Below are 25,806 nucleotides of genomic sequence, written 5' to 3'. Positions count from 1 at the left end.
TACATGACAATTTTATTTTTTAATCTTATTTTGCTTTTTGGGGCAAATGGGCAATCTAATTAAGAGTAGTTTACAAGCTGATAATGCCTTAATACGATGCTCAGTTTAAGCATCCTCACTTTATTGTTTGTAAACAGAATTAAATCGTTTGGGGACGTTTATTTGGTAAAGGGTATTGGTATTCTCTTTTAAAACGTGGTAGTTTTAGTTTGCCATGGCATAACCGTAACCACCGTAGCTGTATTTTTGGCTCTTTTCTCTTTTGGCATCGTTAAAAACGACCATCGGATTTTTGAGTTTATTGTTTTCACAAATATCTTTCAATATGGCCAACTGGTATTTATTGGTGTAATTGTATCGCACCAGGTAAATGCTTACATCGGCATATTCTGCTAAACTAAAGGCATCGGCCACCTGGCCAACCGGCGAAGTATCGATAATGATGTAATCAAACCTATCTTTCAGTTCATCAAATAACAGATCCATTTTAGGACTCATCATTACTTCTGCAGGATTTTCAGGTGATTGACCACAGCCAATAACCGAAATATTGTCAGAAACACTGGTCGGTTTGATAATATCATCTAGCAAAGACTCGCCGATTAAATAGTCGGTTAAGCCGATCGTTTGTTTTAAACCCACCTTATTCAAAAGATCAGGTTTTCTTAAATCGAACTCCAATACAACCACTTTTTTATCGAGCATACCTAAAGTAGTAGCCAGGTTTACACTGAAGAATGTTTTACCCTCTCCTTTCATACTCGAGGTAACCAGCATTACCTTATTTTCGATATTGTTAGACATCAGTCCTAAATTCATTCTGATGTACCTAAATAACTCTGAGATGGTGGAACGGTTATCTTTTTGAAACACGATGGTACTTTTATCCAGGTTATGAGAAAGTTCGCCCAGCATTTTTGCACCTGTAAGCTCAATCGTACTGGCATCTTGTACTTTGTTATTGAAAAATCCTTTGGCGTAAATTACTCCGGCCGGAACAAAAAAGCCGAAAATAAATCCACACAGGTATAAAAGTGGTTGCTTAGGGCTGTTTGGTATAGTGTTATATGCCGGTTTGTCTACCACTTGAGAGGTGGGCACAGTAGCCGAAAGCGATAAAGCCGTTTCCTCTCTTTTTTGCAGCAAATATTTATATAAACCTGATTTTACGCTTTGTTCACGGCTTCTTTCTAACAAGCCACGTTCTATGGTAGGCACAGATTTAATTTTATTATCGAATTGAGCATAATTGGAGCTCAGGTTGTTTCTTTCAATAACGAAACCCTGTTTAATGCTGGATAGGTTTTCTAAAATATTGGTTTTTAAGGTTGCTATTTGCTCATTAAGGTTGAGTACCAAAGGGTTCTCAGCATTCGCAGTACGCAACATCCGGTTCCGCTCTAACTGGAGATCGTTAAATTTCGAAATCAATGAATTCAAAATTGGATCTTTTAAGCCCATTGCACTTGGAGCAAGGTTATATTGGCTTTGTTTGCCCCTAAAATAATTTTCGATAGACCGCAATAACCTCAGTTGCACCGACGATTCTTCCAATAACTGATTGTACTGTCCTGAGCGTGCAGCATTCATCTGCGCATCCATATTTACATCGGTAACACGGTTTTGCTGTTTGTAACTCTCCACATCCTCCTCCGTACCAGAAAGATCTGCAACCAGGTATTTTAGTCGGTTATCGATGAATTTAATGGTATTGCGGGCAATGGTATTTTTATTGTTAACGTTATTAATATTATAGGTTTCAATCAGATCGTTAAGAATATCAATTCCCCGTTGTGGCACAACATCGTTCAAACTAATGGTAATGGTGTTGGCATCTTTAACCACCGGAACTATTTTTAAAGAAACCAGGTTATAAGCCTCTGTCATTTTATACAGGTTTTTAAACTGGAGTTTAATTTTACCAAATTCGGCTTTGAAGGCCGGACCTTTATTTATTTTAATGGCGTAATTTTTAGTACTAATGGTATCGCCATACTTTACGATATTGGTCTTTAGGCTATCCTGAATGATGTAAGAAATGTCATCCAGATAAGAAACATTAATTTTCCTGGCATAAGCACCATTTTTTAAACTGATGGCGGTAACAACAAGCGGAGAGGTTTTTCCATAAAGTTCTTTTTCTCTAATCCCCTCTTTTTTAAAGTAAGCTGTTTCTAAGTTTAGTTTTTTCAATACTTTAAAAATCAAATCTCTTGACCGTAAAATCTCAATTTCATTATCAACCGTTTTAACCGTTTGAAACATATTAAGATCACTGAAAGCGGTACTGTTAGACATTGCAGCACCATTTTTATCATCAGAGATTAATAGTGTACTGCTCACTTTATATTTGGGTGGGGTGATGTACAGAAAACCATATACAGCAGCCATAGAAATAATGATACTGATTAAGAAATAGTGCCAGTTTCTGGCAAACCTGTTCATAGTTTCTGCAAAATCTTTTGCGCCACCATTTATACTTTGTTTAAGCATGATATCATGTTTTAAGAGACGTTATCGACGAAGAACTGCTGTGATTAATACGGCAACTGCTGATATAGAAGCAATTACCACTGGCATTATGCGTGTATTCGGGCTATATTCAATTGCTTTTGATTTATCGGGTTCTACATAAACCACATCGTTTTGTTTCAGGTAGAAGAATGGAGAATCCATCACATCCTGGTTATTCAGATTAAGTCTTTTCATCACCCTTTGACCATTCTGTTGTCTGATCACTAAAATATTTTCCCGTTTACCATAAACAGTCATGTCGCCTGCCATTCCTAATGCTTCCAGGAGGTTAATATTATCTCCCTGTACGGTAAAGGTTGATGGCCGGTTTACTTCGCCAATTACTGTTACCTTAAAATTGACTAACTGAACATCAACTACCGGTTTTTTAACGTATTTATCTAACTCTTTCGAGATGGTGGCCTGTGCCTGCTCAATGGTTAAACCTTCTAAACGAACGTTGCCTACAACGGGCAGGTTAATCATTCCGTCTTTACTTACCCGGTAACCTTCTATTTTATAATTATTGTCGGCACTTGCATTTCGGGTATTAACTGCAAATAATACATTTGATTCTTGATTTAAGCTGTTTATGCTTACACTTAAAAGATCGTTCTGCTGGATTTTAACTTCCTGACCTTGAAGCTTTACTTCGCTAGTTTGTTTAGCCAGGTTACTAAAGTATACAAGATCTCTTCTGGGAGCGCATCCGGTGATAATGCTTGTATATATTGCGATAAATAATATTACTTTCTTCATAGCTTAAGTAATGTTTAGTTTTTTGTTTGGATTTATTGAGAACTAAGCTATGCAATTAAGCGTCAATGTTTTATAGGCAGATCGGGGTTGTATTTAAATTGTATAAAATACGACCAGCATGCACAGCATTTTAGCTACTGTGCCCATAAAATGCACATCATTTGTAAATTTTACAACGCATAACATGTATAATCTTCTGGTTGTATTTTCACTCAAAAAAGCCTGTTTTTCAATAAGAACTTATCGGCGAAAACTCAAAAAACATCAGAAAATGTTTTAACATTTAAAAAAGCTGCTTAATACTACATTTTATAGGGGGTAAAAAATGATTTTTATAAAATTTCAAAGCAAAACCGCTGATCAACAAACTTAAATTTGTAGATTGATGGATTATTTTTCTCTCATCAGCAGCCAACAGGTTGCGCTTCGCATCTTTCTGTGCAACATATTTTACAATATATTTTTAATGAGCGCCAACTAACATTTTACTTCATCGTATTGAGATTTCATCTGCAGTGGTTCGCCGGTAGCCATTCGCCCAGATAAAACGATTAACATAAAAGCCATATCCCTTTAAACCGGGTTAAAAAGCAAGAAAATGCGCAACTGTGCATGCTGTAAACCTGGATTAGCAATATGTGTACAGTATGCTTTTAAAGGGTTTAAAAGCCTGTTTTATGTATAAATTCGTAACTAACCTAAAAACAAAGAATGAAATATGAAAGTTATTATTTATGGAACTGGAAAAATGGCTGAGTTTATCTGTTATTCATTTATGAATGACAGCGATTATAATGTTGTCGCATTTTGTGTTGATGATGCCTATGTGCCTCCTGCAGGCGATACACTATTGGGATTACCCATTTTAAGCTTCGCACAGGTGCTTAAAGATTTTCCTCCAGATAGCCATAAAATGCATATTGCCATTGGTAGAAACAGTGCCAGGGAAAGTGTATATCAAAAGGTAAGTGAAACTGGTTACAGCTTTGCAAATTATATTTCTTCGAAAGCTAATGTATGGCCCGATTTGGTATTTGGCCACAATACTTTTATTGATCAGTGCTGCGATATACAGCCTTTTGTAACCATAGGCAACAATTGTATGCTTATCGGTGCCCGGATTGGCCACCACTCTACCTTAGGAAATAATGTGCTGTTATCTGGTAATATATTAGCCGGTAATGTAACTATAGGCAATAATTCCTTTTTAGGTATTAACTCCGCTGTTAAAGAAGATATTACCATTGGCGGCCACAATATTATTGGTGCAGGTGTTTTTATTAACAAGCATACTGAAGATTATGCTATTGTTTCTAACGCGACAGTACCACAACGCGTAGGCGATTCTAAACGTTTTGTCATGTTCAACAAAGCACAGGATGTTAAGCAGACCTAAGAAAATATTTAATTCATAAAAAAGGGAAGCCATTTTTTGACTTCCCTTTTTTTATTTAACCTTATTGTAATTAAACTTTTGTTCTGTTTTCTGTACTGCGTTTTAACTGTGCATTAATACGCGCCAAAACATCATAAATATCAAAAGGTTTACTGATATAATCATCCGCAAATGCATCAATAGCTTTTTGTTCGCTATTGTTCTGTGCAGACATTACAATAATCGGGATGTGTTTAGTAAAAATATCGGTTTTTAAATCTTCACAAATCTCTGCGCCGTTTCCATCTGGCAACATTACATCCAGCAAGAAAAGATCAGGCATTGCATCCTGAATATTTTTCTTTAACTCAGCAAATGATGATGAAAGCTGTAACTCAAAACCCTCATCTTTTAATAGAATTTCAATAACGTTTCTGATCTCCTGATCATCTTCTAAAATGTGTATTCGTTTTCTTTCCATGTTCAAATTATAATGTTTGGGATATACCGTTAGCGTGGAATTCGCTATACGATAGTAACAGTAACACCTAAACTCTCTAAATGTTTAACAATTTGTTCAGAAATTCCTTTATCGGTAATAATATGATCAATTTCTTCTAATCCGCATATTTTTCCAAAGCCCCTTTTTCCAAATTTAGTAGAATCGGCCAGTACAATTGTTTTTTGCGAAACACCGATCATTTTACGGTTTAAATGTGCCTCCATGGCATTTGTAGTGGTTAAACCAAAATCAAGATCAATCCCGTCAACACCTAAAAATAGTTTATTGAAATAAAAATCCTGCAATACCTGTTCGGCATAAGCACCCATTACCGATGAGGAACTTTTTCTAAGCAATCCCCCCAATTGTATCACTTCAATACTGGGCTCGCGCATTAATTCGAGTGCTACATTTAATGCAGAAGTAACCACTGTTAAATTTGTTGCTGGCGCAATATTCTTCGCAAAATACAGCACTGTGGTACCTGATGCAATCACAATCGAATCGTTATCATTTAACAATCCTGCTGCAGCAATACCTATTTTATTCTTCTCAGTAGATTGGATTTTCTCTTTCTCATTAACCGGTCGATCTACCGTATATGGATTGTTTACAGTAGCACCTCCATGCGTTCTAAATAGAAGACTTTTATCTTCCAGTAGTTTTAAGTCCTTTCTTATTGTTACAGACGATACTTTCAATTCCTTACATAAATCGACTACATTTATGTACTGATCACGTTGCAGGCGACTTAAAATAAACTGGTGCCTCTCAGCCAAATTCATCATAGTATATTTAATTAGCGTGCTGCAAATTAGCAATAAAAACATTCTTTAAAATATTTTAAACAAATATTTAATAAATTTTTAACACACATATTATATTATTTCGATTATGATTTCTTATAATTGCGTATTGTTTCGTTTTATTATTTTTATAGGTTTAAATGAAAAGATTACACCCGCATCATATCGCAGAAAACATAAATTGGGACTTCATTATTATTGGCGGAGGTGCTACAGGTTTGGGCACAGCATTAGACGCTGCAAGCCGGGGTTTTAAAACTTTACTCGTCGAGCAATCAGATTTTGCCAAAGGAACATCCAGCAGGAGTACTAAACTGGTACATGGTGGTGTGCGCTATCTTGCCCAGGGCGATATCGGTTTGGTTAAACATGCATTAAAAGAGCGTGGGCTTTTACAACAAAATGCGAAACACCTGGTAAATAAAGAAGAATTTCTGATTCCCTGCTACGATTGGTTCTCTGTTGTAAAATATTTAACCGGACTTACGCTTTACGATTGGTTAGCAGGCAAATATAGCTTTGGCAAATCTAAGTTTTTCTCTAAAAAAGAAACCCTAACCATGATGCCTGGCATTAAGGAGAAGGGATTAAAAGGAAGCATCAGGTATTATGACGGCAAGTTTGACGATGCCCGTTTAGCGATAAACATTGCACAAACCGCTATTGAAAACGGTGCGTCATTATTGAATTACACAAAGGTAACCGGCTTGTTAAAAAGTGGTGATCAGGTTACGGGTATTGAAACGGAAGACACCATCACTGGTTTAACGGCAAAATATAGTGGCAAAATAGTGATTAATGCCACCGGTGTGTTTGTGGATGATATCCTTCAAATGAACAACCCGAATTCAAAAAAAATGGTGCGTCCCAGCCAGGGTGTACATGTGGTGTTAGACAAAAGTTTTTTAAATAGCGAATCGGCCTTAATGATACCCAAAACCTCTGATGGACGTGTTTTATTTGCTGTTCCATGGCACGATCATTTGTTGGTGGGCACAACAGACACGCCGTTAGACGAACACAGTTTAGAACCCAGGGCACTTAAAGAAGAGGTAGATTTTATTATGAGTACTGCGGCGAGTTATTTTAACCGCAAACCTTTGGAAAAAGATATTTTAAGTGTATTCTCAGGTTTACGTCCTTTGGCTGCTCCTACTAATGGCGATGGAAACAGTACGAAAGAAATTAGCAGAGACCATAAACTGATTGTTTCGGCAAAGGGATTGATAACCATTACCGGTGGAAAATGGACGACCTACCGCCGAATGGCAGAAGAAACTGTAGATTTGGCCATCACCCATGGCGGTTTAGAATCGAAAGCATGTGTAACCCAAAATTTAAGTATACACGGCAGTTCAACCACTACCGTAGATCATCATTTAGCTATATACGGATCCGATTGCAGTAAAATTGAAGCTTTAATTGCGCAAGATCCAGGCCTTGGAAACAAATTAAATCCGGCATTCCCTTTTACTGAAGCTGAAGTGATTTGGTCTGCAAGAAACGAAATGGCCGAAACGGTAGAAGATATTTTAAGCAGACGATTAAGGATACTGTTTATTAATGCGCAGGCAGCCAAAGATATGGCGCCCAGAGTAGCTTCCCTCCTGGCCCAAGAATTATCCGCCGATAAAAACTGGGAAACTAACCAAATCGAAACTTTTAATAAATTAGCCGATGGTTATATTTATCATTCTACACCTAAAATAACCGAATCGGCTTTAGCCAATTAACCAAATTCCTAATTATGAGTAAATACATCTTGTCTATCGATCAGGGAACCACAAGTTCGAGAGCAATTATTTTTAACCACAATGGCGAAATTGTTGCCATTGCACAACGAGAATTCACACAGATTTATCCCAAAGCAGGTTGGGTAGAACACGATCCAATGGAAATCTGGTCGACACAATTGGCTGTTGTAACAGAAGTGATTGTTAAAGCAGGCTTAACCGTAGGTGATATCGATTCTATCGGCATTACCAATCAGCGCGAAACCACTGTGGTTTGGGATAAAGAAACCGGACAACCGATTTACAATGCCATTGTTTGGCAAGACAGGCGTACCTCTGCCTATTGCGATGAAATTAAAGCACAAGGACTGGCCAGTAAAATACAGGAAAAAACGGGACTGATTATAGATTCTTATTTCTCGGCTACCAAAGCCAGATGGATTTTAGAAAATGTTGCCGGTGCAAAGGAAAAAGCTGAAGCCGGAAAACTTGCCTTCGGAACCATCGATACCTGGTTAATCTGGAAACTAACAGCAGGCGAAAAACATGTAACCGATGTCAGTAATGCATCGCGAACAATGCTCTATAACATCCACACCTTAAGCTGGGATGACGAATTGCTTGAACTTTTTTCAATTCCAAAAGCCATGCTCCCGGAGGTAAAATCGTCGAGCGAGGTTTACGGCGAAACCGCTGGCCGTATACTGGCCGCAAAAATTCCTATTGCAGGTATAGCGGGCGATCAGCAATCGGCTTTATTCGGGCAAATGTGTACCGAAACCTGGATGGTCAAAAATACCTACGGGACCGGCTGTTTTATGTTGATGAATATTGGATCGAAGCCAAAAATCTCTGCCAACAACCTGTTAACTACTATCGCCTGGCAGATTAATGGAGAAGTAAACTATGCTTTGGAGGGTAGTATTTTTATCGGCGGCGCGGTTGTTCAGTGGCTTCGCGATGAAATGGGACTCATTTCCAAATCGGCAGATGTAGAAACCTTGGCTAAAAAAGTAAAAGATACCGATGGGGTTTATGTTGTTCCTGCTTTTGCAGGCTTAGGCGCCCCACACTGGGATCAACATGCACGAGGGACCATCACCGGGTTAACCCGCGGCACAAACAAATCGCATATCGCCAGGGCAGCCCTGGAAAGTATTGCCTATCAAACCATGGATGTTTTAAAAGCGATGGAAGCAGATGCAGGCGTAAATATTGCCGAATTAAGGGTAGATGGTGGTGCTACGGCCAACGATTTATTAATGCAGTTTCAGGCCGATCTGTTAAATTGTAAAGTAATCAGACCAGATGTAACAGAAGTAACCGCTATTGGTGCTGCTTACCTGGCCGGATTAGCCACAGGTTTCTGGAAAAACATCGATCAGATCCGTTCGCAATGGAAAATCAACAGGACTTTTGTTGCCGAGGAGGGAATTGATAATACAGAAAGAATAAAGGGCTGGAATAGAGCCATAAAAGCGGCAAGAGTAAACGCAGAAGACTAATTGAACAAATTTTAATCGGATAAGAATTTAATTATATGAATGTATATCTTGCAGAATTTATTGGTACCGCACTAATGATTCTTTTAGGAAATGGTGTAGTAGCTAACGTAGTGCTTAAAGGTACTAAAGGAAATAATAGCGGATGGATTGTCATTACAACCGCCTGGGCACTTGCCGTATTTGTTGGGGTTGTGGTAGCTGGTCCGTACAGCGGAGCGCACTTAAATCCAATTGTAACCCTCGGACTTGCCATCGGAAAAGGCTTTAGCTGGGCATTGGTTCCGTTTTATATTATCGCACAACTCGCGGGTGCAATGACCGGATCTTTTCTGGTTTGGCTTATATACAAAGATCATTTCGATGCCACAGATGATCAGGGGTTAAAGGCCGCTCCTTTTGCTACCGCTCCAGCCATCAGAAATATCTCGTCCAATTTGTTGTCAGAAATTATCGGCACTTTTGTTTTAATATTTGTCATCTTTTATTTTACTGATGCCAGTATGGGCACCAAAGAAACGGTGACCACCCCTATTGGCTTAGGTTCGATGGGTGCCATTCCGGTCGCATTTTTAGTATGGGTAATTGGTTTGGCCTTAGGTGGAACCACCGGATATGCCATAAATCCGGCAAGAGATTTAGGACCGCGGATTATTCATTTTTTAATCCCAATGAAGGGAAAAGGAAGTAGCGACTGGAGTTATGCCTGGGTACCCATTGTTGGGCCAATAATTGGTTCGGTATTAGCTGCCCTTGCATTTTTGTTGATTAGTAAATAGTGCGAATAAAATAGAAAAAGTCGTCATCTCGACTGAAGTGCAGTCCCGAACGTTCGGGAGAGAGATCTATCTAACAGATTTCTCGGCTGCGTTGCACTTCGCTCGAAATGACGACCAAAAGAGCTACTGAAAAGCAGCTCTGCCTACTTGTTCATCGCCCAGGTATATCCAAATGGCACCTTTTAAATACTTTGCAAAAGAATCTTTCATATCCTGCAAGCTTACTTTGTTAAAATTGGCGACCATATTCTCCGTAATACTGTAATCGCCCAGCACTTCAGCTTCACCTAAATCTTTCACAATCGAGCTTGCACTTTCCTGATGTCTGTAGTAGCGGTCACGATGCTCTTTTTTTAAGGCCTCAAGATAACGCTCTCCATATTTCCCTTCCCTAATATTATTATAAACCGAAATCATCGCTTTAAAAGCTTTTTTAGGCTGCGTGGTGCTTACAAACATAGAAGTATATGGAATCTGTTGTACTTTAACGGTTGCACCCGGCGCATATGATAAACCCAATTTAGTTCTCAGCTCATAATTCATACTGCCACTTAAGGCATTAATGGTTAGCACAAATGCATAATAATCGGCATTTGTCATGGTTGGTGCATTCATAATACAACTCATGTAATTGGTCGCAATATCTCTTTGTTCTATCACCAGATGCTCTCCTGTTAAAGTCTTACGATCGTAAACGGGTGGCGTGTAGGTTTTTCCTTTAAGACTGCTAAAAGAAGCCTGAATCTTCTTTTCCAACTCCTCCTTCGTAATGTTTCCAGCTACAACCAAGAACATTTTATTCTTGTTCAACAATTCGTTATGGTAATAGTTGCTCACCATTTCCGCGGTAAAACCGCCTACGGTTTTGCTTGTACCCAAAGGATTAATACTGTAAGGCGAATCTTTAAACATACTTTCCATGGTCAGCTGCTCAATCCTTGTTTCAGGATCAGATTGACTATGATAAATGCCCGTAATCATCCGCTCTTTAGTCGTCTGAAACTCCGTTTTATCAAAGGCCGGATTAATTACTGCATCTGAAAAAAGTTTCCAGCCCTGATCAAGATACTTGGAAATACAGTCCATGCTAATGGTGCCATAGTCTGTTCTCGATGAACCAGAAATATCAATTCCGTACTCATCAGCCAACTCTTGATAATCAACAACGCTGTAATTTTTAGTACCACAGGTAGCTGCAGCAGCCAAAGCCAGGTTTTCAATTCCAGCTCTTTCAGCGTTATAATTCATCACTCCACCTTTAAAAAACATGCTCATACTAACTGTTTCTTTCTGGGTAGATTTTAAAATCACCTTTAAACCATTCACATCAAATGAAATGGCTTTGGTTTGCGCGTTGGCAAGATGAAAAACTAAAATAAAGTTGATTAAAAATATAAATCGTTTCATGGAGCGTAGGGTTATTTAGATGATTTAAAAAATGTTGCCGGCTTCACTTCATTCATCCCTGCTTTATCCATCATCAGGCCAGCACAATAAGGTTTATCTTTAATATACTTGCGTACATAATCGAGCAAATCCTTCCTGGTTACTTTATTTACATTTTCTTCGTAATGGGTATAATAATCAATTGATGCTGAAGCCCACCAAAACGAAAGTAAATGTGCATAATCGGAAGTAACTTCTCTCCTTTCTACCTGTTCGATAGACAATAACCTTTTGGCTCTTTCAATCTGTAAATCAGACAAATAATCTTCATTGGCCCAAAGCGAAATCTGCTTCAGCACTTCCTCATAACATTCCTTTATTTTTGCCGGATTAGGGCTCACCATCAAACTAATTGGCCCGGTATATTTTTGCGTGTAATAATTCACATCGGCCTGTTGCGCCAATCCTGAATTAATAAGTGCCTGTTTCATTTTAGAACCGTTTTGGTTCACGATGAAAGAAAAAACATCAGCAGCATAGGTAGCTGGAATATCGTTCCTGGTATCGGGACCATGCCAGCTAAAAAGCATAAACGGAACAGGGCTTTTATTCGATTCGACAAAATAATAATCGTTTTTTTGAAGCGGTTTAAACTCCGGAATTGGCCATTTTACAAAAGGATCAACCGGCGAGCGTTTCCAGCTTCCGAAAACAGAATTTACATAGCTAAAAGCTTCATCTACTTTAACATCGCCGGCAATTACCAGCACAGCATTATTTGGCCAGTAGTATTTATTTTTAATGGAATCCATTTTTGACGGAGTAGCCGATAAAATCACCTCATGACTGCCGATTACATTTTTACGGGAATAATTTGAGCCCCACATGTGTCGCGAATTGGCTTCTATCAAAGCAAATATCGGACTCGATTCGTGCCTGGTAAATTCAGCATTTACCACTTCATTTTCCAAAGCCATATCTTCTTTTATGAATTTTGGATAACGAATGGAGGAATTCATTAAACTTAATCCTGGCTTTAAATTAGCAGCCGGAAGTGTAAAAAAATAATTCACTACCTCTTCTCTGGTGGTGGCATTCGAATTGATATCCAGATCGTTCATTCTCGAATTTAAACGTTCGAAATCGGGATAATCTTTATTGGCCTTAAAAAACAAATGTTCGTAAAGGTGACTTAAGCCATTAAATTCGTCGGTTTCGGTAAAAGAACCATTTCTACAAGCCATTTCGATGGTCACCAATGGCACAGTCCGGTCTACAACCACCAGCACTTCTAAACCGTTGTCAAGTTTTTTGAAATGCATGTTTTCTCCGAGCTTTTGCTGAGCAAAGGCAGAACTCAGGCACAATATACAGGCTAGGGAGCTAAATAATAGAGAGCGCATATTTTAATTAAATTTTGGCACCAAATAACTGCAAATCTTTCACTTTAACAAATAAATAACGCTTTATTTATAAATTGCTTTTCGGGGAAGGATTTAGGAATAATTATAGTTTACATTCTTAATTAATTACCTTTGAAATCGTTCAATCTTAAACGCTAACCATTTAAAATTGCAAGAATACTTCCTCGTTGTTGATACCGAAACTTCAGGTCTGCCTAAAAACTGGACAGCACCTTATTCTAAAGAAAAGAACTGGCCGCATATTGTCCAAATTGCCTGGATTATTTATGATCAATCTTACCAGGAAGTTAAGCGTGAGAATCACTACATTAAAAATACCGATTTCATTATTGATAAAGCGGCCTTAAAAATCCATAAAATTAGTCCTGAATATTTGCATACGCATGGCGAAAACAAGGAAAAGGTGATGTTGCAGTTTGCTCAAGATATCGAAAAATACCAGCCCTTGGTTATCGGACATTTCATTGAGCTCGACTATCACATGGTGAATGTTGAATTATACCGCATTGGAAGGGAAAACATATTTAAAAATCTTGCTTTTTTCTGTACCATGAAAGCGAGTGCACCCTATATCACCAATACCGTAATCAGTCATTTAAAACTGGATAAATTTTACACCATATTATTTAATGAAATACCTGAAAATGCCCACAATGCCTTATCAGATGCATCAAATACGGCAAAGATTTTCTTTCATCTTTTAAAAACAGACAAAATTACCTTAACTTCAGCCTACCATCAGGAGCATACTTTTAACCTGGAACAGAAAAAGACAAAAGAATTTTCGTTTAAAAGAATTTTACAGGGACTTTTTAATGGAAGATAAATTAGCCGATCAAATTTATACCGCCCGCATTGGAGACATTACTTTCAAAAAGATAGTGAGTTGCAGCCCAGGCACGCCTATTTTCGAGGCGGCAATTAAAATGTCAGATCAAAAAACCAGTTGTCTTTTTATTAAAAATGATCAGGATGTTTACCTGGGTTTCGTAACCGATATTACTTTAAGGGATAACGTCATTGCTAAACAACTGAATCCAAACTTGCCGATTGATGAAGTGATGGATACCAATATCGTCACCATAAGCCCGGAGGCATATGTGTATGAGGCGATATTGATGATGTTCAGCAAAAAATCCAGATATTTATTGGTAAACGACAATGGTAATTATGTTGGTTTTCTGAGCAGGAACCGCCTTTTAAGCGAACAGGCAGAATCGCCATTGGTTTTCATCCAATCTGTAAAATCGGCTGTAAATACCAGCGATTTAAAACTAAAATGGCAAAAGGTACCCAATATTGTTGCACAGTTACTGGCAAGAGGTGTTCATTCGAAAATTGTGAACGAGGTCGTAACGACCATTGCTGATACCATTTCTTTTAAAATTATCGAAGAAGTAATTGCGAAACTTGGTCCGCCACCTGCAAAGTTTGTGTTTATGGTTTTGGGCAGCGAGGGACGAAAAGAACTGAGCCTCAAAACTGATCAGGACAATGCCATTATTTACGAAGATACCGGAGAAGATAAAAGAGCAGCCGTACGCTCCTATTTTCTAGACCTGGCTACACAGGTTTCTGACAAACTAAATTTTGTTGGTTTTGTATACTGCGATGGCGATTATATGGCTACCAACCCAAACTGGACCCATTCACTGTCGCACTGGAAATACAATTATAAAAACTGGATTGAAGAAGCTTTGCCTGAAGCTGCTGTAAAATTTGCCGCATTTTTCGATTGCAGGGCCATTTATGGTGACTTAACCATTATGGAAAGTCTGAGATCTTTTGTTGATGAAGAACTGCAGAAGCCTATCGAAAAATTCTATGTATACCTGGCCAAAAATGCCTTGCTTTATGAGCCACCGCTCACCTATTTTAGAAATATCAGAACGCAAAAAATCCATAAAAAAGAAGTATTTGATATTAAAACAGCCATGACTCCTATTGTAGATTTAGCAAGGGTTTATGCTTTACAGAACAGGATTTTTCAAAAAGAAAATACCGGCGAGCGTTTAAAAGCGCTCAGGGAACTAGGTGTTTTTAGTGAAGAGCAGTTTAACGAACTTTCACAGTCATATTATTATTTGATGGGTTTGAGATTAAAACATCAGGCCAATCTGATTATCAATGATCAGGCAGCGCCGAATAATTTTATTGAAATTGATAGTTTAACTAAAATCGAAAAAGTAACCTTGATCGAAATTTTCAAAATTATCCAAAACTTCCAAAGCGGCATCCGCATGAAATTTACCAATAGTCTGGGTTAAATTTTCATTAATTCTCTTATCTGCTTATTGTAATTGGTTACAAACTTTAATAACTTTAGGAATAATACCTAGTTATTTTAGGTTAAAATGCTAACCAGGTAATAAATTAAAATCAGACCTATGGGAAAATTTGTAATTACTAAAAGATCGAACGGAGAATTCCAGTTTAATCTTAAAGCCGGCAATGGCCAGACCATTTTAACAAGCGAAGGCTATTCGGCCAAATCGAGCTGCGAAAACGGGATCGAATCAGTTAAAAAAAATGCGCAGGATGATTCTAAATTTGAAAAAAAGACCTCATCTAATGGCAAGTACTATTTCAGTTTGAAGGCTACAAATGGCCAGTTGATTGGCTCCAGCGAGATGTACGAAAGTAGTTCTGCCAGAGATAACGGCATCGAATCGGTTCAAAAGAATGCACCTGACGCAGATACCGACGATCAGAGCTAATCGTGATAATTTCAATAAAAAAGTCGTCATCTCGACTGTAGCGCAGCCCCGAACATTTGGGAGAGTGATTTACTCTTTTTAGGATTCTCGGTTACATTGCACTCCGCTCGAAATGACGACAAATAATAACCTTGCCCCCATCTTTTTAAGCCTACCTTTTAGGCAAAGATTTAATTCTCCCTTGTAGCGCACTACATTCAGTTGTAAACATCCATCTACAGGCAAATCAAACAGCTAATACAAGTCAATCAAACGTTTGCGCTTCATAAATTTTTATGTCATATAAAAAAGCAATCAAATAGCCGTTAAAACCTGGTTGAATGGCATTTATACGCTATTGTTTAAATCTGTTACGTTTGATGTAACACAAACGTTTGCGCGGTTTTAATTCCTCCTACTATATAAGTTTGTGTGTAACTTAAATCTGGATAAGATAAAAATCTACTTACAATACGCACTTTTTAAGATTTGGGATAGCGGCCGCGACTGGCAAACTATGGTGGTATAATCTTGGTATAAAACCGATAAGATTAGGCAAAGAGGCTGAGTACAGCATATAAGATAGCAACAATAACCAATTCCCTATATTATCAACCTAAACCTAAAATTATCGTATGAAAAAAAACAGTCTACTTTTAACAGGGCTATTCTGCGCCTGCTTATTTACCCTGTCTTGTAAAAAAGCCGAAGTATTGCAACCTGAGGAAAAAACCCTCTCTATTAGCAAAAAACAGGCTACAACTAACATTATTACACAAAGTCGCAATGTAAATATTGTGTATTTTGTACCTAACGATCTCGATACCCTTGCCGGTTACAGAAAAAGATTGAGTGATCTTTTATTATGGACCCAAGACTGGTACAAACAAGAAATGAATCGCAACGGTTACGGCAACAAAACATTTGGTCTTGCTGATGATGGCGCCGGAAATGTAAAAATCTTAACCATTAGGGGAACTTTACCAAAAGCCAGTTATCCCTACTCGGGAGGCAACGGCGCCGTAGCAAGTGAGGTAAATGCTTATTTTGCTGCACACCCGGCTGATAAAACCAGCGATCATACTTTGATCATAATTCCAAGGTATTCCATCGGTGCGAATGGCACACCAAGCGGAGGTCCGTTTTATGGTACCGGCAGGTGGTGTTATGCTTTGGATTATGAAGAAATGGACATTGCAAACCTGGGCTTAAGCACTACCGTAGGCAATCGCTTTAGTGTGTGGTTTGGCGGTATGGTACATGAGCTGGGTCATGGATTAAATCTGCCACACAACAGGCAAAAAGTTTCCGAAAACTCAACCTTAGGAATGGCCCTAATGTGGGCGGGTAACGGAACTTTAGGTAAAAGCCCAACATTTTTAACAGCTGCAGATGCGGCGATTTTAAATGTGAATCAGGTTTTCAATAACAATTCCAGTACCTATTATGGCGCCGTAACCAGTAGCATTAATAAGATATATGCCAGCTATTCGAGCACTTTAGCATCGATAGTAGTATCTGGCAAGTTTACTTCTACCGGTAATGTAACCAGTATTATATACTACAATGACCCTAATGTAAACAATGAAGGTACCGGCGTTAACCATGATTACAATGCCATTACCTGGGAATCGAAAAAAATCGGCACTGATAGTTTTAGGGTTGTTATGCCGATTGCCGATCTGCAGGAAAAAGCTGATGGTATTCCATACGAACTGAAAGTTAAACTGGTACACGATAACGGAACAGTAACCGAACAAATTTATGCTTATACTTTTTCGGGAGGTTTACCTATATTAACCTTCTCAACCAAAAATGAGTTAAGCAAAACAGGATGGACAATCAATTCATTTAGTTCTGAAGAAAGCTCTGATGGTAAAGCGTCCAGCTTAATTGATGGTAATGCGACTACTGTTTGGCATTCGCGATGGAGAACTTCGGCTACTTCATACCCACACAATGTGGTAATTAAAGTAGGTACGACTTCTAAAACAGCAAGTGGCGTAAGTTTATTGCAGCGCAGCAGTTTAAGCAGAGCCGTTAAAGATTTCGAAATCTTAACGAGTACGGATGGTATCAATTTCACCTCTCAAGGTAACTATGTAGCAAAAAACATTAGTGGCGTGCAATACTTTGATTTTGCTTCGGCACAAACCTTCCTCTATTATAAAATCATTGCTAAATCTGCACATGATGGTCAGCAGTTTGCCTGTTTAGCAGAATTAGGATTATATTAGATTTTCAAAACCAAACAACAAAAAAAAGGTCCCGATTTACATCGGGACCTTTTTAAATATGATTATCGCCTAGGCGAAAATTTCTATTTTACTGCATCAATTACAGCTTTGAAAGCTTCTGGGTGATTCATTGCTAAATCAGCCAATACTTTACGGTTTAAACCGATTTCCTTAGAAGCTAGTTTACCAATTAATTGAGAGTAAGAAATACCGTGCTGACGAGCACCTGCATTAATACGTTGGATCCATAATCCGCGGAATTCTCTTTTCTTAACTTTACGGTCACGGTATGCATATTGCAAACCTTTTTCTACTGTGTTTTTAGCAACAGTATAAACCTTACTTCTTGCTCCCCAATAGCCTTTGGCTAGATTAAGGATTTTTTTTCTTCTTCTTCTCGAAGCTACTGCGTTTACCGAACGTGGCATGTTGTTGTTGTTTTTTGGCAAGCGGCGTTCCGTTTAACCGGAAACTTAAAGCCTGATACCTGGTGAATTAATAAATTACTTTCCGATACAAAGCATACGTTTAACGTTACCCATATCAGCATCAGATACGATACTTGCTTGACCTAAGGCACGTTTACGTTTAGTACTCATCTTGGTTAAGATGTGACTTTTGTATGCGTTGTTTCTTTTGATTTTACCTGTTCCAGTAAGCGAAAAACGCTTTTTAGCACTGGAATTGGTTTTCATTTTTGGCATAACCTGTTTTTTAATTTATAAACCTATTTTTATTTTTTTGCTACTTTAGGCGCAACTGTCAGGAACATACGTTTACCTTCTAACTTAGGTAATAACTCTACTTTTCCTACATCTTCTAAAGCCTGGGCAAATTTTAACAATAAAATCTCTCCCTGCTCTTTGTAAACAATTGCTCTACCTTTAAAATGCACGTAAGCCCTAACTTTTTCACCGTTCTCTAAAAAGCTTACTGCATGTTTCAATTTAAACTGGAAATCGTGATCGTTGGTGTTAGGACCAAAACGGATCTCCTTAATTACAGTTTGTTTCGCATTAGCTTTAATTTCTTTCTGCTTTTTCTTTTGCTCGTAAACAAATTTACTATAATCAATAATTCTACAAACTGGTGGTACGGCATTTGGAGATATTTCTACCAAATCCAATTCCAGTTCATCAGCAAGTGCCAAAGCTTTTGCCAAAGGATAAATCCCCGGTTCAACATTATCGCCAGCTAAACGCACTTCGGGCGATTTAATATACTGATTAATGTTATGCTCTGCTTCTTTTTTCTTAAAAGGTGGACGTGGTCCCCTGTTAAATCCTGGTCTTCCTAATGCCAAATTTGTACTATTTAATTTAAACTGTTATTTCTTTTCTTAATAAATTGTTGAACTCTTCCAACGTCATTTCGCCTAAATCTCCCTCACCATGTTTACGGACAGAAACTTTTCCTTCTGCCATTTCTTTATCACCGATAATGAGCATGTATGGGATCTTTTTAACTTCCGAATCGCGTATTTTGCGACCGATTTTCTCATCACGAAAGTCAATCAGCCCGCGAATATCGGAATTATTTAGTTCATCTAAAACTTTTTTTGCATATTCTTCATATTTTTCTGAAATAGGAAGAACAATAAATTGCTCCGGACTTAACCATAACGGGAAATTTCCGGCACAATGTTCGATCAAAACTGCAATAAATCTTTCCAATGAACCAAACGGCGCACGGTGAATCATTACTGGTCTGTGCTTTTGGTTATCGCTACCGGTATATTCCAATTCGAAACGCTCTGGTAAGTTATAATCAACCTGAATAGTACCCAGCTGCCATTTTCTACCTAAAGCATCTTTCACCATAAAATCGAGCTTAGGGCCATAGAAAGCCGCTTCGCCATATTCTACAACGGTATTTAAGCCTTTTTCTGCAGCTGCCTCAATAATGGCATTCTCAGATAGTCTCCAGTTTTCGTCAGAGCCAATGTATTTCGATTTGTTCTCGGGATCTCTTAATGAAACCTGAGCAGTATAGTTATCAAAACCCAATGATTTAAATACATAAAGCACTAAATCAATTACTTTTTTAAACTCTTCTTTCACTTGTTCTGGCATACAGAATAAGTGAGCATCATCTTGAGTAAAGCCACGTACACGGGTTAAACCATGTAATTCGCCGCTTTGCTCATAGCGATAAACTGTACCAAACTCTGCAAAACGAACCGGAAGATCTTTGTAAGAACGTGGTTTTGTTTTGTAAATCTCACAGTGGTGCGGGCAGTTCATCGGTTTTAAGAAGAACTCCTCTCCTTCCTGCGGGGTTTTAATCGGCTGGAACGAATCTTTACCGTATTTCTCCCAGTGACCTGAGGTTACATATAAATTTTTATGGCCAATATGTGGCGTTACTACTTGTTCGTAACCTGCTTTAGCCTGTGCTTTAGTTAAAAAGTTGACCAAACGTTCGCGCAAAGCAGTTCCTTTAGGCAACCATAATGGCAAGCCCATGCCTACTTTTTCTGAGAAAGCAAACAGCTCTAATTCTTTTCCTAATTTACGGTGATCGCGTTTTTTTGCTTCCTCAATCATTAAAAGATATTCGGTAAGCTCGCTCGCCTTAGGAAAAGTTACACCATAAATACGGGTTAACTGTTTTTTAGTTTCATCGCCACGCCAGTAAGCACCAGCCACATTCATCAGTTTTACTGCTTTTACAAAACCAGTATTTGGAATATGCGGACCACGGCATAAATCGGTAAATGAACCCTGGGTATAGAAAGTAATTTTACCATCCTCCAGGCCATCAATTAGATCTAATTTATACTCATCGCCTTTTTCGGTGAAATATTTTACCGCATCAGCTTTGCTTACACTTTCGCGTACAAAAGTTTCCTTCTGTTTAGCCAGCTCGATCATTTTGGTTTCGATGGCTTTGAAATCGTCCGAAGAAAATTCGCGGTCGCCAAAGTCTACATCATAATAAAAGCCAGTTTCGATAGCCGGACCGATACCAAATTTGGTGCCCGGATAAAGTGCTTCTAAAGCCTCAGCCATTAAGTGGGCAGATGAGTGCCAAAAAGTCGATTTTCCGGCAGTATCATTCCAGGTCAATAATTTCACTGATGAATCAGATTCGATTGGTCTTGTTGAATCCCAAACTTCGCCATTAACCTCGGCGGCTAATACGTTACGGGCTAAACCCTCAGAAATTGACAATGCAATTTGGTGGGCAGAAGTGCCCTTTTCATACTGACGGACAGAACCGTCAGGTAAAGTAATGTTAATCATCTACAACTATGATTTAATTTTTATAAAATGTGAGTAAAGATCACCTACAATGTGATTTTATTTTGTGCAAAGATACGATTTTTAATCAGGAAAACAACATAAAATAAGCCACAGCGGCACAAATTGCCACAGAGAAGTAAGTCCAGGTGTTTTATACAATACGGTCTATTAGTCTGTATCTCCGCGGCTAAAAAAATGCAAGTCAGACTTATAAAAATTTAGCCTTCAGATATTTACGCAATGGGATATCGACAAACTTCATGATCAGATAAGCCAGTAATACCAGCACGGCTACCGAAACCGGGATAACTACCCATAAGGTCGACATTGCAGGTTTAACCACGGCAACATAAGTCAGAAATATCCAAACGAAAGGATAATGCGTCATATACAGCGGGTACGATATTTCTCCGGATAAGGTGCACAGTTTCTTTAAAGGTTCACTAATTACTGCCCCGGCACCTAAAGCCACTAAAAGCGGGAAATAAAACAATACGATGATGGTTTCGGTAATCCAGTTATATGCATCTCTATAAGGGAAAAGGAAAGCCACAAGTAAGAGCAGACTCACGCCGAGGAAGCCCAGTTTATTTTTAATGATCCAGTTGAAACGATAAACCAACATGCCGGCTGAGAAAGAATATAGTACCCTCACACCACCATCCCAAAAGTTTTGTCCACCCCAGCCACCACTTAAATTAGCATTAGGCACTTTTAAAGCCACATAACAGATGGCTATTGCCCCAAGCAAAACCAATACAGGCAATACTTTTTTATTCAATCTATAAAGCACAAGGATATAGAAAATATTGGCGATGTATTCCCAGAATAAAGACCATGCAGGTGCATTTAAACAGAATAGATTGGTATAACGCTCTGGCATAACCGGATATGGAATCAAAAATGCAGAGGCCAAAAACATTATTAGTGTTTTCCCGAAGCCGTAAACGGCATAAAAATCACTATAAGGATCGAACAGAAAAGTTAACAGTCCTAAAATTGAACCAATGATGACTAAAGGATGCAAACGGATCAATCTTAGTTTAAAAAACTGCATTAATCCGATATTTGCGGCACGTGTATCATAAGCGTAGGCAATTACAAAACCCGACAAACAGAAAAAGAAATCGACCGCCAGAAAGCCATGGGAGAGAAAATTTTTATTATAATCGGTAATCGCAATTTCCATGAAATGGTATATCACGACTATTACTGCGGCTAGGCCTCTTAATCCATCTAAAATTTCAAAATGCTGTTTAGTTGCTAATAGGTTACTGTCGTTCTGTGCTGTAATCACGCTGGTTAGGTTTTTAATTAATTCCAATAATAGTTATTCTAATTTTAGTTGCAAAAAGTAAACCCAAGCCTTTCAAAAATGATACACAAAAAAGCCCTGATAGCTTACGCTTTCAGGGCTTTTGATGCCATACATCCGAAGTTAACACAAGGCACAGGCCCGGGCAAAACTTCTGATATCTGGCTATGCACTCAATTAATTCATTCCAAATGATCTTACCTGACCGCCACCTGGTCTGTTTTGTCTAAAACGTTTCATCATGTTCTCCATTTTCGCTTTATACTCTTCAGCAGTAATCAGTTTTGCTTTTTTAGGTGCAGTTACGTCTTTTGAACTTACATTTCTATACTCAATACTTTTAGCAATTGAACTGCTTCCTCTCCCTTCGATAGCCAAAACAGCACCTTCTGTCCACATGTTTGGATTTGGAGAAAAATCGAAGCCTAAATCTTTGGTATACCAGATTTTGGTTTCTTCAACCACATTTTTATCCATGTCTAAGATTTTGATTGCTCTTGTCGATCTTACAATGGCCTGGTGACAGGTAAAGCCTAAAATCTGTTTAGTAGAATCCGTTTTCACCACTTCTATTTTTGGCGCCGGAGCAGGTTTTGCTTTAGTGGTATCGTTAGGATTGCCACCACCCATTCTGAATGAGCTGATCGGGCCAGAAGTAGATAAGGTTAATTTACTTGGCATATAATAAGTCGTATCGTTTAAGTCGAAAACTTCTGTTAAGCTTTTGTCAGCAAAAACATAATAATACTCACGATTACCACCAGCGCCACCAAAACGCATCATCATACGACCCATTCCGCCGCCACCGCCACCAGCTCCGTTACTATCTTCAGTTTCTTCCACTGGCATATAACTGGCATTTGTAGCTGTAAATAATAACTCGAAATTACTTTTACTTGTAGAAGGCATCCTGGCTTTCATTTGGTCCGTTAACTGGATACCATTTGCCGAAGCCATTGCCGCAGGGTCGATAATACTTTCAAATTGTATGGCTCCAGAAGTTTTTTTCTGCTGTGCATTGGCTACTGATGCAATGGACATTACTCCTAATAAAGCGATGAATATTGTTTTCATTATGATTTTGTTTTGTTGTTTAGATACGAAAGCCTTAAAAAGGTTTAACAAAGATATTATAGATTGTAACGTAAAACCTGTTAAATTGTGTTAAAGATTATGCTTAAATCCTTTAAATGTAGATTTCCGCTCAAAGTAATTTAAATATTACAATATCCAGTCCCTTTTATTAGAAAAGCAGTGCCTGTGGTTCTTTTGTTGTCACAGTCCCGCCCTTTGCTTAATCCCGATAGAAAACATGATGAATTAAAACCAGACTGATATCGGGATAACGCTGTCGGTCGGGTTTATTTAACAAAAGACTGTGGTTCTTTTAAAAAAAACCTATCAGTTTTCAGAACCTGATAGGTTTAAAGTATCTTCTTCCCTTTTGGGGCCAGGGCTTAATATTCCGTACTCTCTAACCAACCATTACAAAGCACATCAGCAATGTGCATGGTTTTGATGGGTAAATTATTCTTTTCGATATAGCCCTGAAGATGGAGTAAACAAGATAAATCGGTCGAAATAATATAATCTGCCTGCTGTGCCAGGGCATGATTAACTTTCTGCTCGGCCATTGCAGATGAAATCGCATCAAACTTAACCGCGAAGGTTCCGCCAAAGCCACAACACATATCGGTATCCTCCATTTCGATCATTTCCAATCCATGAACTTTCGAAAGCAACTGGCGTGGTTCGTCTTTGATTTTGCATTCGCGTAAGGCACTGCACGAATCGTGGTAAACAGCTTTTCCTTCTAACTCTGCGCCGAAATAATCCCTTTTGGCCACATTGATCAGAAAATCAGAAAGTTCCCAAATATTTGACTGCAGGCTACGACATTTATTGTGCACAATGGTATTGGTAAACAGATCGTTAAAGCCACCTTTTACCATGCCTACACACGATGCCGATGGTGCAACCACATAGGTGTTTTCGGTAAAATCATTTAAAAATTTTGTACCTACTTCCTTAGCCTCATCCCAATAACCTGCATTATACGCAGGTTGCCCACAACAGGTTTGTTTTGAATTGTAGGTTACGTCACATCCCGATTTTTCTAATAACCTTAACGTATTAAAAGCGGTTTCCGGATAGAGCTGATCTACAAAACAAGGCACAAATAATTCTACTTTCATAATATTCTTAACGACTGCAAACTTACAATTTTAGCGATTCTTTATGTTCGTTTTTTCTGAGAAGCACTAAAAGAACTAATCCAACGATAAAAAATGATGCCAAAGCGATAATTGAGTAGCGAATATTTCCGGTTAAATCTTCAATGTAAGCAAAACTGAAAAGGCCAATTACAATTGCCAGTTTCTCCGTTACATCATAAAAACTGAAAAATGAAGTGCTGTCTTTTGTATCAACCGGTAAATATTTAGAATAGGTAGAACGAGATAAAGATTGGATTCCGCCCATAATTAAGCCAACAATGGCGGCCAATGAATAAAACTGATATTCGTTAGTAATGTAATAACCAAAAACACAACAGCCAACCCATACTACAACCACCATAATTAACACGTTTATATTCCCGATTTTTTTGGCTAAATACGACATGAGCATAGCACCTGGAATAGCCACAAGCTGAATGATTAGTATCACGGCAATCAGTTTTGCAGTGCCTAGTTTTAATGTTTTTTCGGCGAAACCTGCTGCTGCCAGCATAATGGTTTGCACCCCCATGGAGTAGAAAAAGAAAGAAACTAAAAATCCTTTTAAAACCTTCATTTCTTTTACTTGTGCCCAAACTTTAGATAGCTCACTAAAGCCATCTTTAAGAATATTCGTTTTTACTTTATCGTGCTGAGGCGTTCCATTTGGAAGTGCAGAAAAAGGAATCTGAGAGAAACCGATCCACCATACCCCAACCAATAAAAAAGATAATCTTGGCGGGAATGAGGCATCAGTAATACCAAACCATTCTGGTTTTAGCACAAACAGAAAACAAATCAGTTGCAGTAAAACCGAACCAATGTACCCATATGAAAAACCTTGTGCGCTCACACGATCCTGATGTTCTTCTGTCGCGATTTCTGGCAGGTACGAATTACTAAACAATACGCCGCCGATATAACCCATTGCGGCTAAGGCAAACAAAATCACACTCATTTCGAGCGTATCCAATTTAAAGAAGTATAAACCAATACAAGCCGCTCCACCCACGTAGGTAAAGAATTTCATAAACGATTTCTTATTCCCCCTTCTATCAGCAATGGATGAAAGCATCGGCAAAGCAAAAGCCATAATCAGGTACGCAAATGATAAGGCATAGTTGGAAAGTGAAGTGTTTACATAGGTTCGACCAAAGAACTCCACTTTATCGCCATGCTCTTTAGTGGTGGTAATAATGGTGTAATAAGCCGGAAAAATGGTAGAGGTGATGACTAAATTATAGGCAGAGTTTGCCCAATCGAAGAATGCCCACGAACGGATGGTTTTCTTATTGTTTTTTGCTATCATTTATTTTT

Annotated in this window: 22 protein-coding genes; 8 read left to right on the top strand and 14 right to left on the bottom strand. The window is 38.4% G+C overall.

Annotated features, from left to right (window positions below; translation table 11 throughout):
- Nucleotides 1-204: 204 nt before the first annotated feature.
- Nucleotides 205-2,493, bottom strand: coding sequence for a GumC family protein (locus AC04QZ_RS02180; RefSeq protein WP_478356386.1), 2,289 nt, complete (start codon nt 2,491-2,493; stop codon nt 205-207).
- A gap of 21 nt (nt 2,494-2,514) precedes the next feature.
- On the bottom strand, nt 2,515-3,273 hold the full coding sequence (locus AC04QZ_RS02175) for a polysaccharide biosynthesis/export family protein (protein WP_086546009.1): 759 nt from the start codon (nt 3,271-3,273) through the stop codon (nt 2,515-2,517).
- 718 nt (nt 3,274-3,991) lie between these two features.
- Here AC04QZ_RS02175 and AC04QZ_RS02170 point away from each other — a divergent pair.
- Complete coding sequence (locus tag AC04QZ_RS02170) at nt 3,992-4,669, top strand: PglD-related sugar-binding protein (protein WP_478356385.1); 678 nt, start codon at nt 3,992-3,994, stop codon at nt 4,667-4,669.
- A gap of 70 nt (nt 4,670-4,739) precedes the next feature.
- On the opposite strand, the gene AC04QZ_RS02165 is transcribed toward AC04QZ_RS02170, so the two are convergent.
- Together AC04QZ_RS02165 and AC04QZ_RS02160 are read right to left on the bottom strand one after the other, a co-directional pair.
- Nucleotides 4,740-5,129, bottom strand: coding sequence for a response regulator transcription factor (locus AC04QZ_RS02165; RefSeq protein WP_086546007.1), 390 nt, complete (start codon nt 5,127-5,129; stop codon nt 4,740-4,742).
- A 44-nt stretch (nt 5,130-5,173) separates the two neighbouring features.
- Nucleotides 5,174-5,938 carry a DeoR/GlpR family DNA-binding transcription regulator gene (locus AC04QZ_RS02160; RefSeq protein ID WP_478356384.1) on the bottom strand — a complete coding sequence of 255 codons (765 nt, stop codon included), beginning with the start codon at nt 5,936-5,938 and terminating at the stop codon, nt 5,174-5,176.
- Nucleotides 5,939-6,096: 158 nt separating this feature from the next.
- Here AC04QZ_RS02160 and AC04QZ_RS02155 point away from each other — a divergent pair, with 158 nt between their 5' ends.
- Genes AC04QZ_RS02155 through AC04QZ_RS02145 form a run of 3 tightly spaced genes read left to right on the top strand, consistent with a single transcriptional unit; the run spans nt 6,097 to nt 9,970 of the window.
- Nucleotides 6,097-7,689, top strand: a complete 1,593-nt coding sequence (locus tag AC04QZ_RS02155; RefSeq protein WP_478356383.1) for a glycerol-3-phosphate dehydrogenase/oxidase — start codon at nt 6,097-6,099, stop codon at nt 7,687-7,689.
- Nucleotides 7,690-7,703: 14 nt separating this feature from the next.
- Nucleotides 7,704-9,194 (top strand): glycerol kinase GlpK, encoded by a 1,491-nt coding sequence (gene glpK / locus AC04QZ_RS02150; protein WP_478356382.1) that lies wholly within the window; start codon nt 7,704-7,706, stop codon nt 9,192-9,194.
- 35 nt (nt 9,195-9,229) lie between these two features.
- Nucleotides 9,230-9,970, top strand: coding sequence for an MIP/aquaporin family protein (locus tag AC04QZ_RS02145; protein WP_478356381.1), 741 nt, complete (start codon nt 9,230-9,232; stop codon nt 9,968-9,970).
- 123 nt (nt 9,971-10,093) lie between these two features.
- Here AC04QZ_RS02145 and AC04QZ_RS02140 read toward each other — a convergent pair whose 3' ends face one another.
- Both AC04QZ_RS02140 and AC04QZ_RS02135 read right to left on the bottom strand, forming a co-directional pair.
- Nucleotides 10,094-11,377 carry a M16 family metallopeptidase gene (locus AC04QZ_RS02140; protein ID WP_478356380.1) on the bottom strand — a complete coding sequence of 428 codons (1,284 nt, stop codon included), beginning with the start codon at nt 11,375-11,377 and terminating at the stop codon, nt 10,094-10,096.
- 11 nt (nt 11,378-11,388) lie between these two features.
- Entirely contained in the window at nt 11,389-12,678 is a 1,290-nt protein-coding gene (locus tag AC04QZ_RS02135) for a M16 family metallopeptidase (RefSeq protein ID WP_478356379.1), read from the bottom strand.
- A gap of 250 nt (nt 12,679-12,928) precedes the next feature.
- On the opposite strand from AC04QZ_RS02135, the gene AC04QZ_RS02130 reads away from it, so the two are divergent.
- The 4 genes from AC04QZ_RS02130 (at nt 12,929) to AC04QZ_RS02115 (ending at nt 17,713) form a co-directional block, all read left to right on the top strand.
- The gene (locus AC04QZ_RS02130) at nt 12,929-13,606 is read left to right on the top strand and encodes a 3'-5' exonuclease (RefSeq protein ID WP_478356378.1); all 678 of its coding nucleotides are present in this window, start codon (nt 12,929-12,931) and stop codon (nt 13,604-13,606) included.
- Nucleotides 13,596-15,047, top strand: coding sequence for a DUF294 nucleotidyltransferase-like domain-containing protein (locus AC04QZ_RS02125; RefSeq protein WP_478356376.1), 1,452 nt, complete (start codon nt 13,596-13,598; stop codon nt 15,045-15,047). The genes AC04QZ_RS02130 and AC04QZ_RS02125 overlap by 11 nt, the downstream gene beginning before the upstream one ends.
- A 120-nt stretch (nt 15,048-15,167) precedes the next feature.
- Nucleotides 15,168-15,497, top strand: coding sequence for a YegP family protein (locus AC04QZ_RS02120; protein WP_478356375.1), 330 nt, complete (start codon nt 15,168-15,170; stop codon nt 15,495-15,497).
- 614 nt (nt 15,498-16,111) lie between these two features.
- On the top strand, nt 16,112-17,713 hold the full coding sequence (locus AC04QZ_RS02115) for a discoidin domain-containing protein (protein WP_478356374.1): 1,602 nt from the start codon (nt 16,112-16,114) through the stop codon (nt 17,711-17,713).
- Nucleotides 17,714-17,796: 83 nt separating this feature from the next.
- On the opposite strand, the gene rplT is transcribed toward AC04QZ_RS02115, so the two are convergent.
- The 8 genes from rplT to AC04QZ_RS02075 all read right to left on the bottom strand — a co-directional run bounded on the left by rplT (nt 17,797) and on the right by AC04QZ_RS02075 (nt 25,798).
- Nucleotides 17,797-18,141: a 50S ribosomal protein L20 gene (rplT, locus tag AC04QZ_RS02110; RefSeq protein ID WP_025144714.1), complete on the bottom strand. Its 345-nt coding sequence runs from the start codon at nt 18,139-18,141 to the stop codon at nt 17,797-17,799.
- Between the two features lie 75 nt (nt 18,142-18,216).
- A complete protein-coding gene (rpmI, locus tag AC04QZ_RS02105; protein WP_029279105.1) occupies nt 18,217-18,417 on the bottom strand; it encodes a 50S ribosomal protein L35 in 201 nt (66 codons plus the stop codon).
- Nucleotides 18,418-18,446: 29 nt separating this feature from the next.
- Nucleotides 18,447-19,016, bottom strand: coding sequence for a translation initiation factor IF-3 (gene infC / locus AC04QZ_RS02100; protein ID WP_051691975.1), 570 nt, complete (start codon nt 19,014-19,016; stop codon nt 18,447-18,449).
- 16 nt (nt 19,017-19,032) lie between these two features.
- Nucleotides 19,033-20,958: a threonine--tRNA ligase gene (thrS, locus tag AC04QZ_RS02095; RefSeq protein WP_057934170.1), complete on the bottom strand. Its 1,926-nt coding sequence runs from the start codon at nt 20,956-20,958 to the stop codon at nt 19,033-19,035.
- A gap of 208 nt (nt 20,959-21,166) precedes the next feature.
- A complete protein-coding gene (locus AC04QZ_RS02090) occupies nt 21,167-22,282 on the bottom strand; it encodes an acyltransferase family protein (RefSeq protein WP_478356373.1) in 1,116 nt (371 codons plus the stop codon).
- A gap of 168 nt (nt 22,283-22,450) precedes the next feature.
- Nucleotides 22,451-23,347, bottom strand: a complete 897-nt coding sequence (locus AC04QZ_RS02085) for a hypothetical protein (RefSeq protein ID WP_478356372.1) — start codon at nt 23,345-23,347, stop codon at nt 22,451-22,453.
- A gap of 383 nt (nt 23,348-23,730) precedes the next feature.
- Entirely contained in the window at nt 23,731-24,468 is a 738-nt protein-coding gene (locus tag AC04QZ_RS02080) for a (Fe-S)-binding protein (protein WP_086545995.1), read from the bottom strand.
- A 22-nt stretch (nt 24,469-24,490) separates the two neighbouring features.
- The gene (locus tag AC04QZ_RS02075; RefSeq protein ID WP_086545994.1) at nt 24,491-25,798 is read right to left on the bottom strand and encodes an MFS transporter; all 1,308 of its coding nucleotides are present in this window, start codon (nt 25,796-25,798) and stop codon (nt 24,491-24,493) included.
- Between the last annotated feature and the right edge of the window lie 8 nt (nt 25,799-25,806).

It is taken from the genome of Pedobacter folensis (genome assembly GCF_056490665.1).
This window is presented reverse-complemented; position numbering and strand designations above follow the sequence as displayed.

Bases quoted from the DNA above. Each gene is read 5' to 3' on its own strand.
- AC04QZ_RS02180 (WP_478356386.1), bottom strand. From the start codon at position 2,493: ATGCTTAAACAAAGTATAAATGGTGGCGCAAAAGATTTTGCAGAAACT.
- AC04QZ_RS02175 (WP_086546009.1), bottom strand. From the start codon at position 3,273: ATGAAGAAAGTAATATTATTTATCGCAATATATACAAGCATTATCACC.
- AC04QZ_RS02170 (WP_478356385.1), top strand. From the start codon at position 3,992: ATGAAAGTTATTATTTATGGAACTGGAAAAATGGCTGAGTTTATCTGT.
- AC04QZ_RS02165 (WP_086546007.1), bottom strand. From the start codon at position 5,129: ATGGAAAGAAAACGAATACACATTTTAGAAGATGATCAGGAGATCAGA.
- AC04QZ_RS02160 (WP_478356384.1), bottom strand. From the start codon at position 5,938: ATGATGAATTTGGCTGAGAGGCACCAGTTTATTTTAAGTCGCCTGCAA.
- AC04QZ_RS02155 (WP_478356383.1), top strand. From the start codon at position 6,097: ATGAAAAGATTACACCCGCATCATATCGCAGAAAACATAAATTGGGAC.
- glpK (WP_478356382.1), top strand. From the start codon at position 7,704: ATGAGTAAATACATCTTGTCTATCGATCAGGGAACCACAAGTTCGAGA.
- AC04QZ_RS02145 (WP_478356381.1), top strand. From the start codon at position 9,230: ATGAATGTATATCTTGCAGAATTTATTGGTACCGCACTAATGATTCTT.
- AC04QZ_RS02140 (WP_478356380.1), bottom strand. From the start codon at position 11,377: ATGAAACGATTTATATTTTTAATCAACTTTATTTTAGTTTTTCATCTT.
- AC04QZ_RS02135 (WP_478356379.1), bottom strand. From the start codon at position 12,678: ATGCATTTCAAAAAACTTGACAACGGTTTAGAAGTGCTGGTGGTTGTA.
- AC04QZ_RS02125 (WP_478356376.1), top strand. From the start codon at position 13,596: ATGGAAGATAAATTAGCCGATCAAATTTATACCGCCCGCATTGGAGAC.
- AC04QZ_RS02120 (WP_478356375.1), top strand. From the start codon at position 15,168: ATGGGAAAATTTGTAATTACTAAAAGATCGAACGGAGAATTCCAGTTT.
- AC04QZ_RS02115 (WP_478356374.1), top strand. From the start codon at position 16,112: ATGAAAAAAAACAGTCTACTTTTAACAGGGCTATTCTGCGCCTGCTTA.
- rplT (WP_025144714.1), bottom strand. From the start codon at position 18,141: ATGCCACGTTCGGTAAACGCAGTAGCTTCGAGAAGAAGAAGAAAAAAA.
- rpmI (WP_029279105.1), bottom strand. From the start codon at position 18,417: ATGCCAAAAATGAAAACCAATTCCAGTGCTAAAAAGCGTTTTTCGCTT.
- thrS (WP_057934170.1), bottom strand. From the start codon at position 20,958: ATGATTAACATTACTTTACCTGACGGTTCTGTCCGTCAGTATGAAAAG.
- AC04QZ_RS02085 (WP_478356372.1), bottom strand. From the start codon at position 23,347: ATGAAAACAATATTCATCGCTTTATTAGGAGTAATGTCCATTGCATCA.
- AC04QZ_RS02080 (WP_086545995.1), bottom strand. From the start codon at position 24,468: ATGAAAGTAGAATTATTTGTGCCTTGTTTTGTAGATCAGCTCTATCCG.
- AC04QZ_RS02075 (WP_086545994.1), bottom strand. From the start codon at position 25,798: ATGATAGCAAAAAACAATAAGAAAACCATCCGTTCGTGGGCATTCTTC.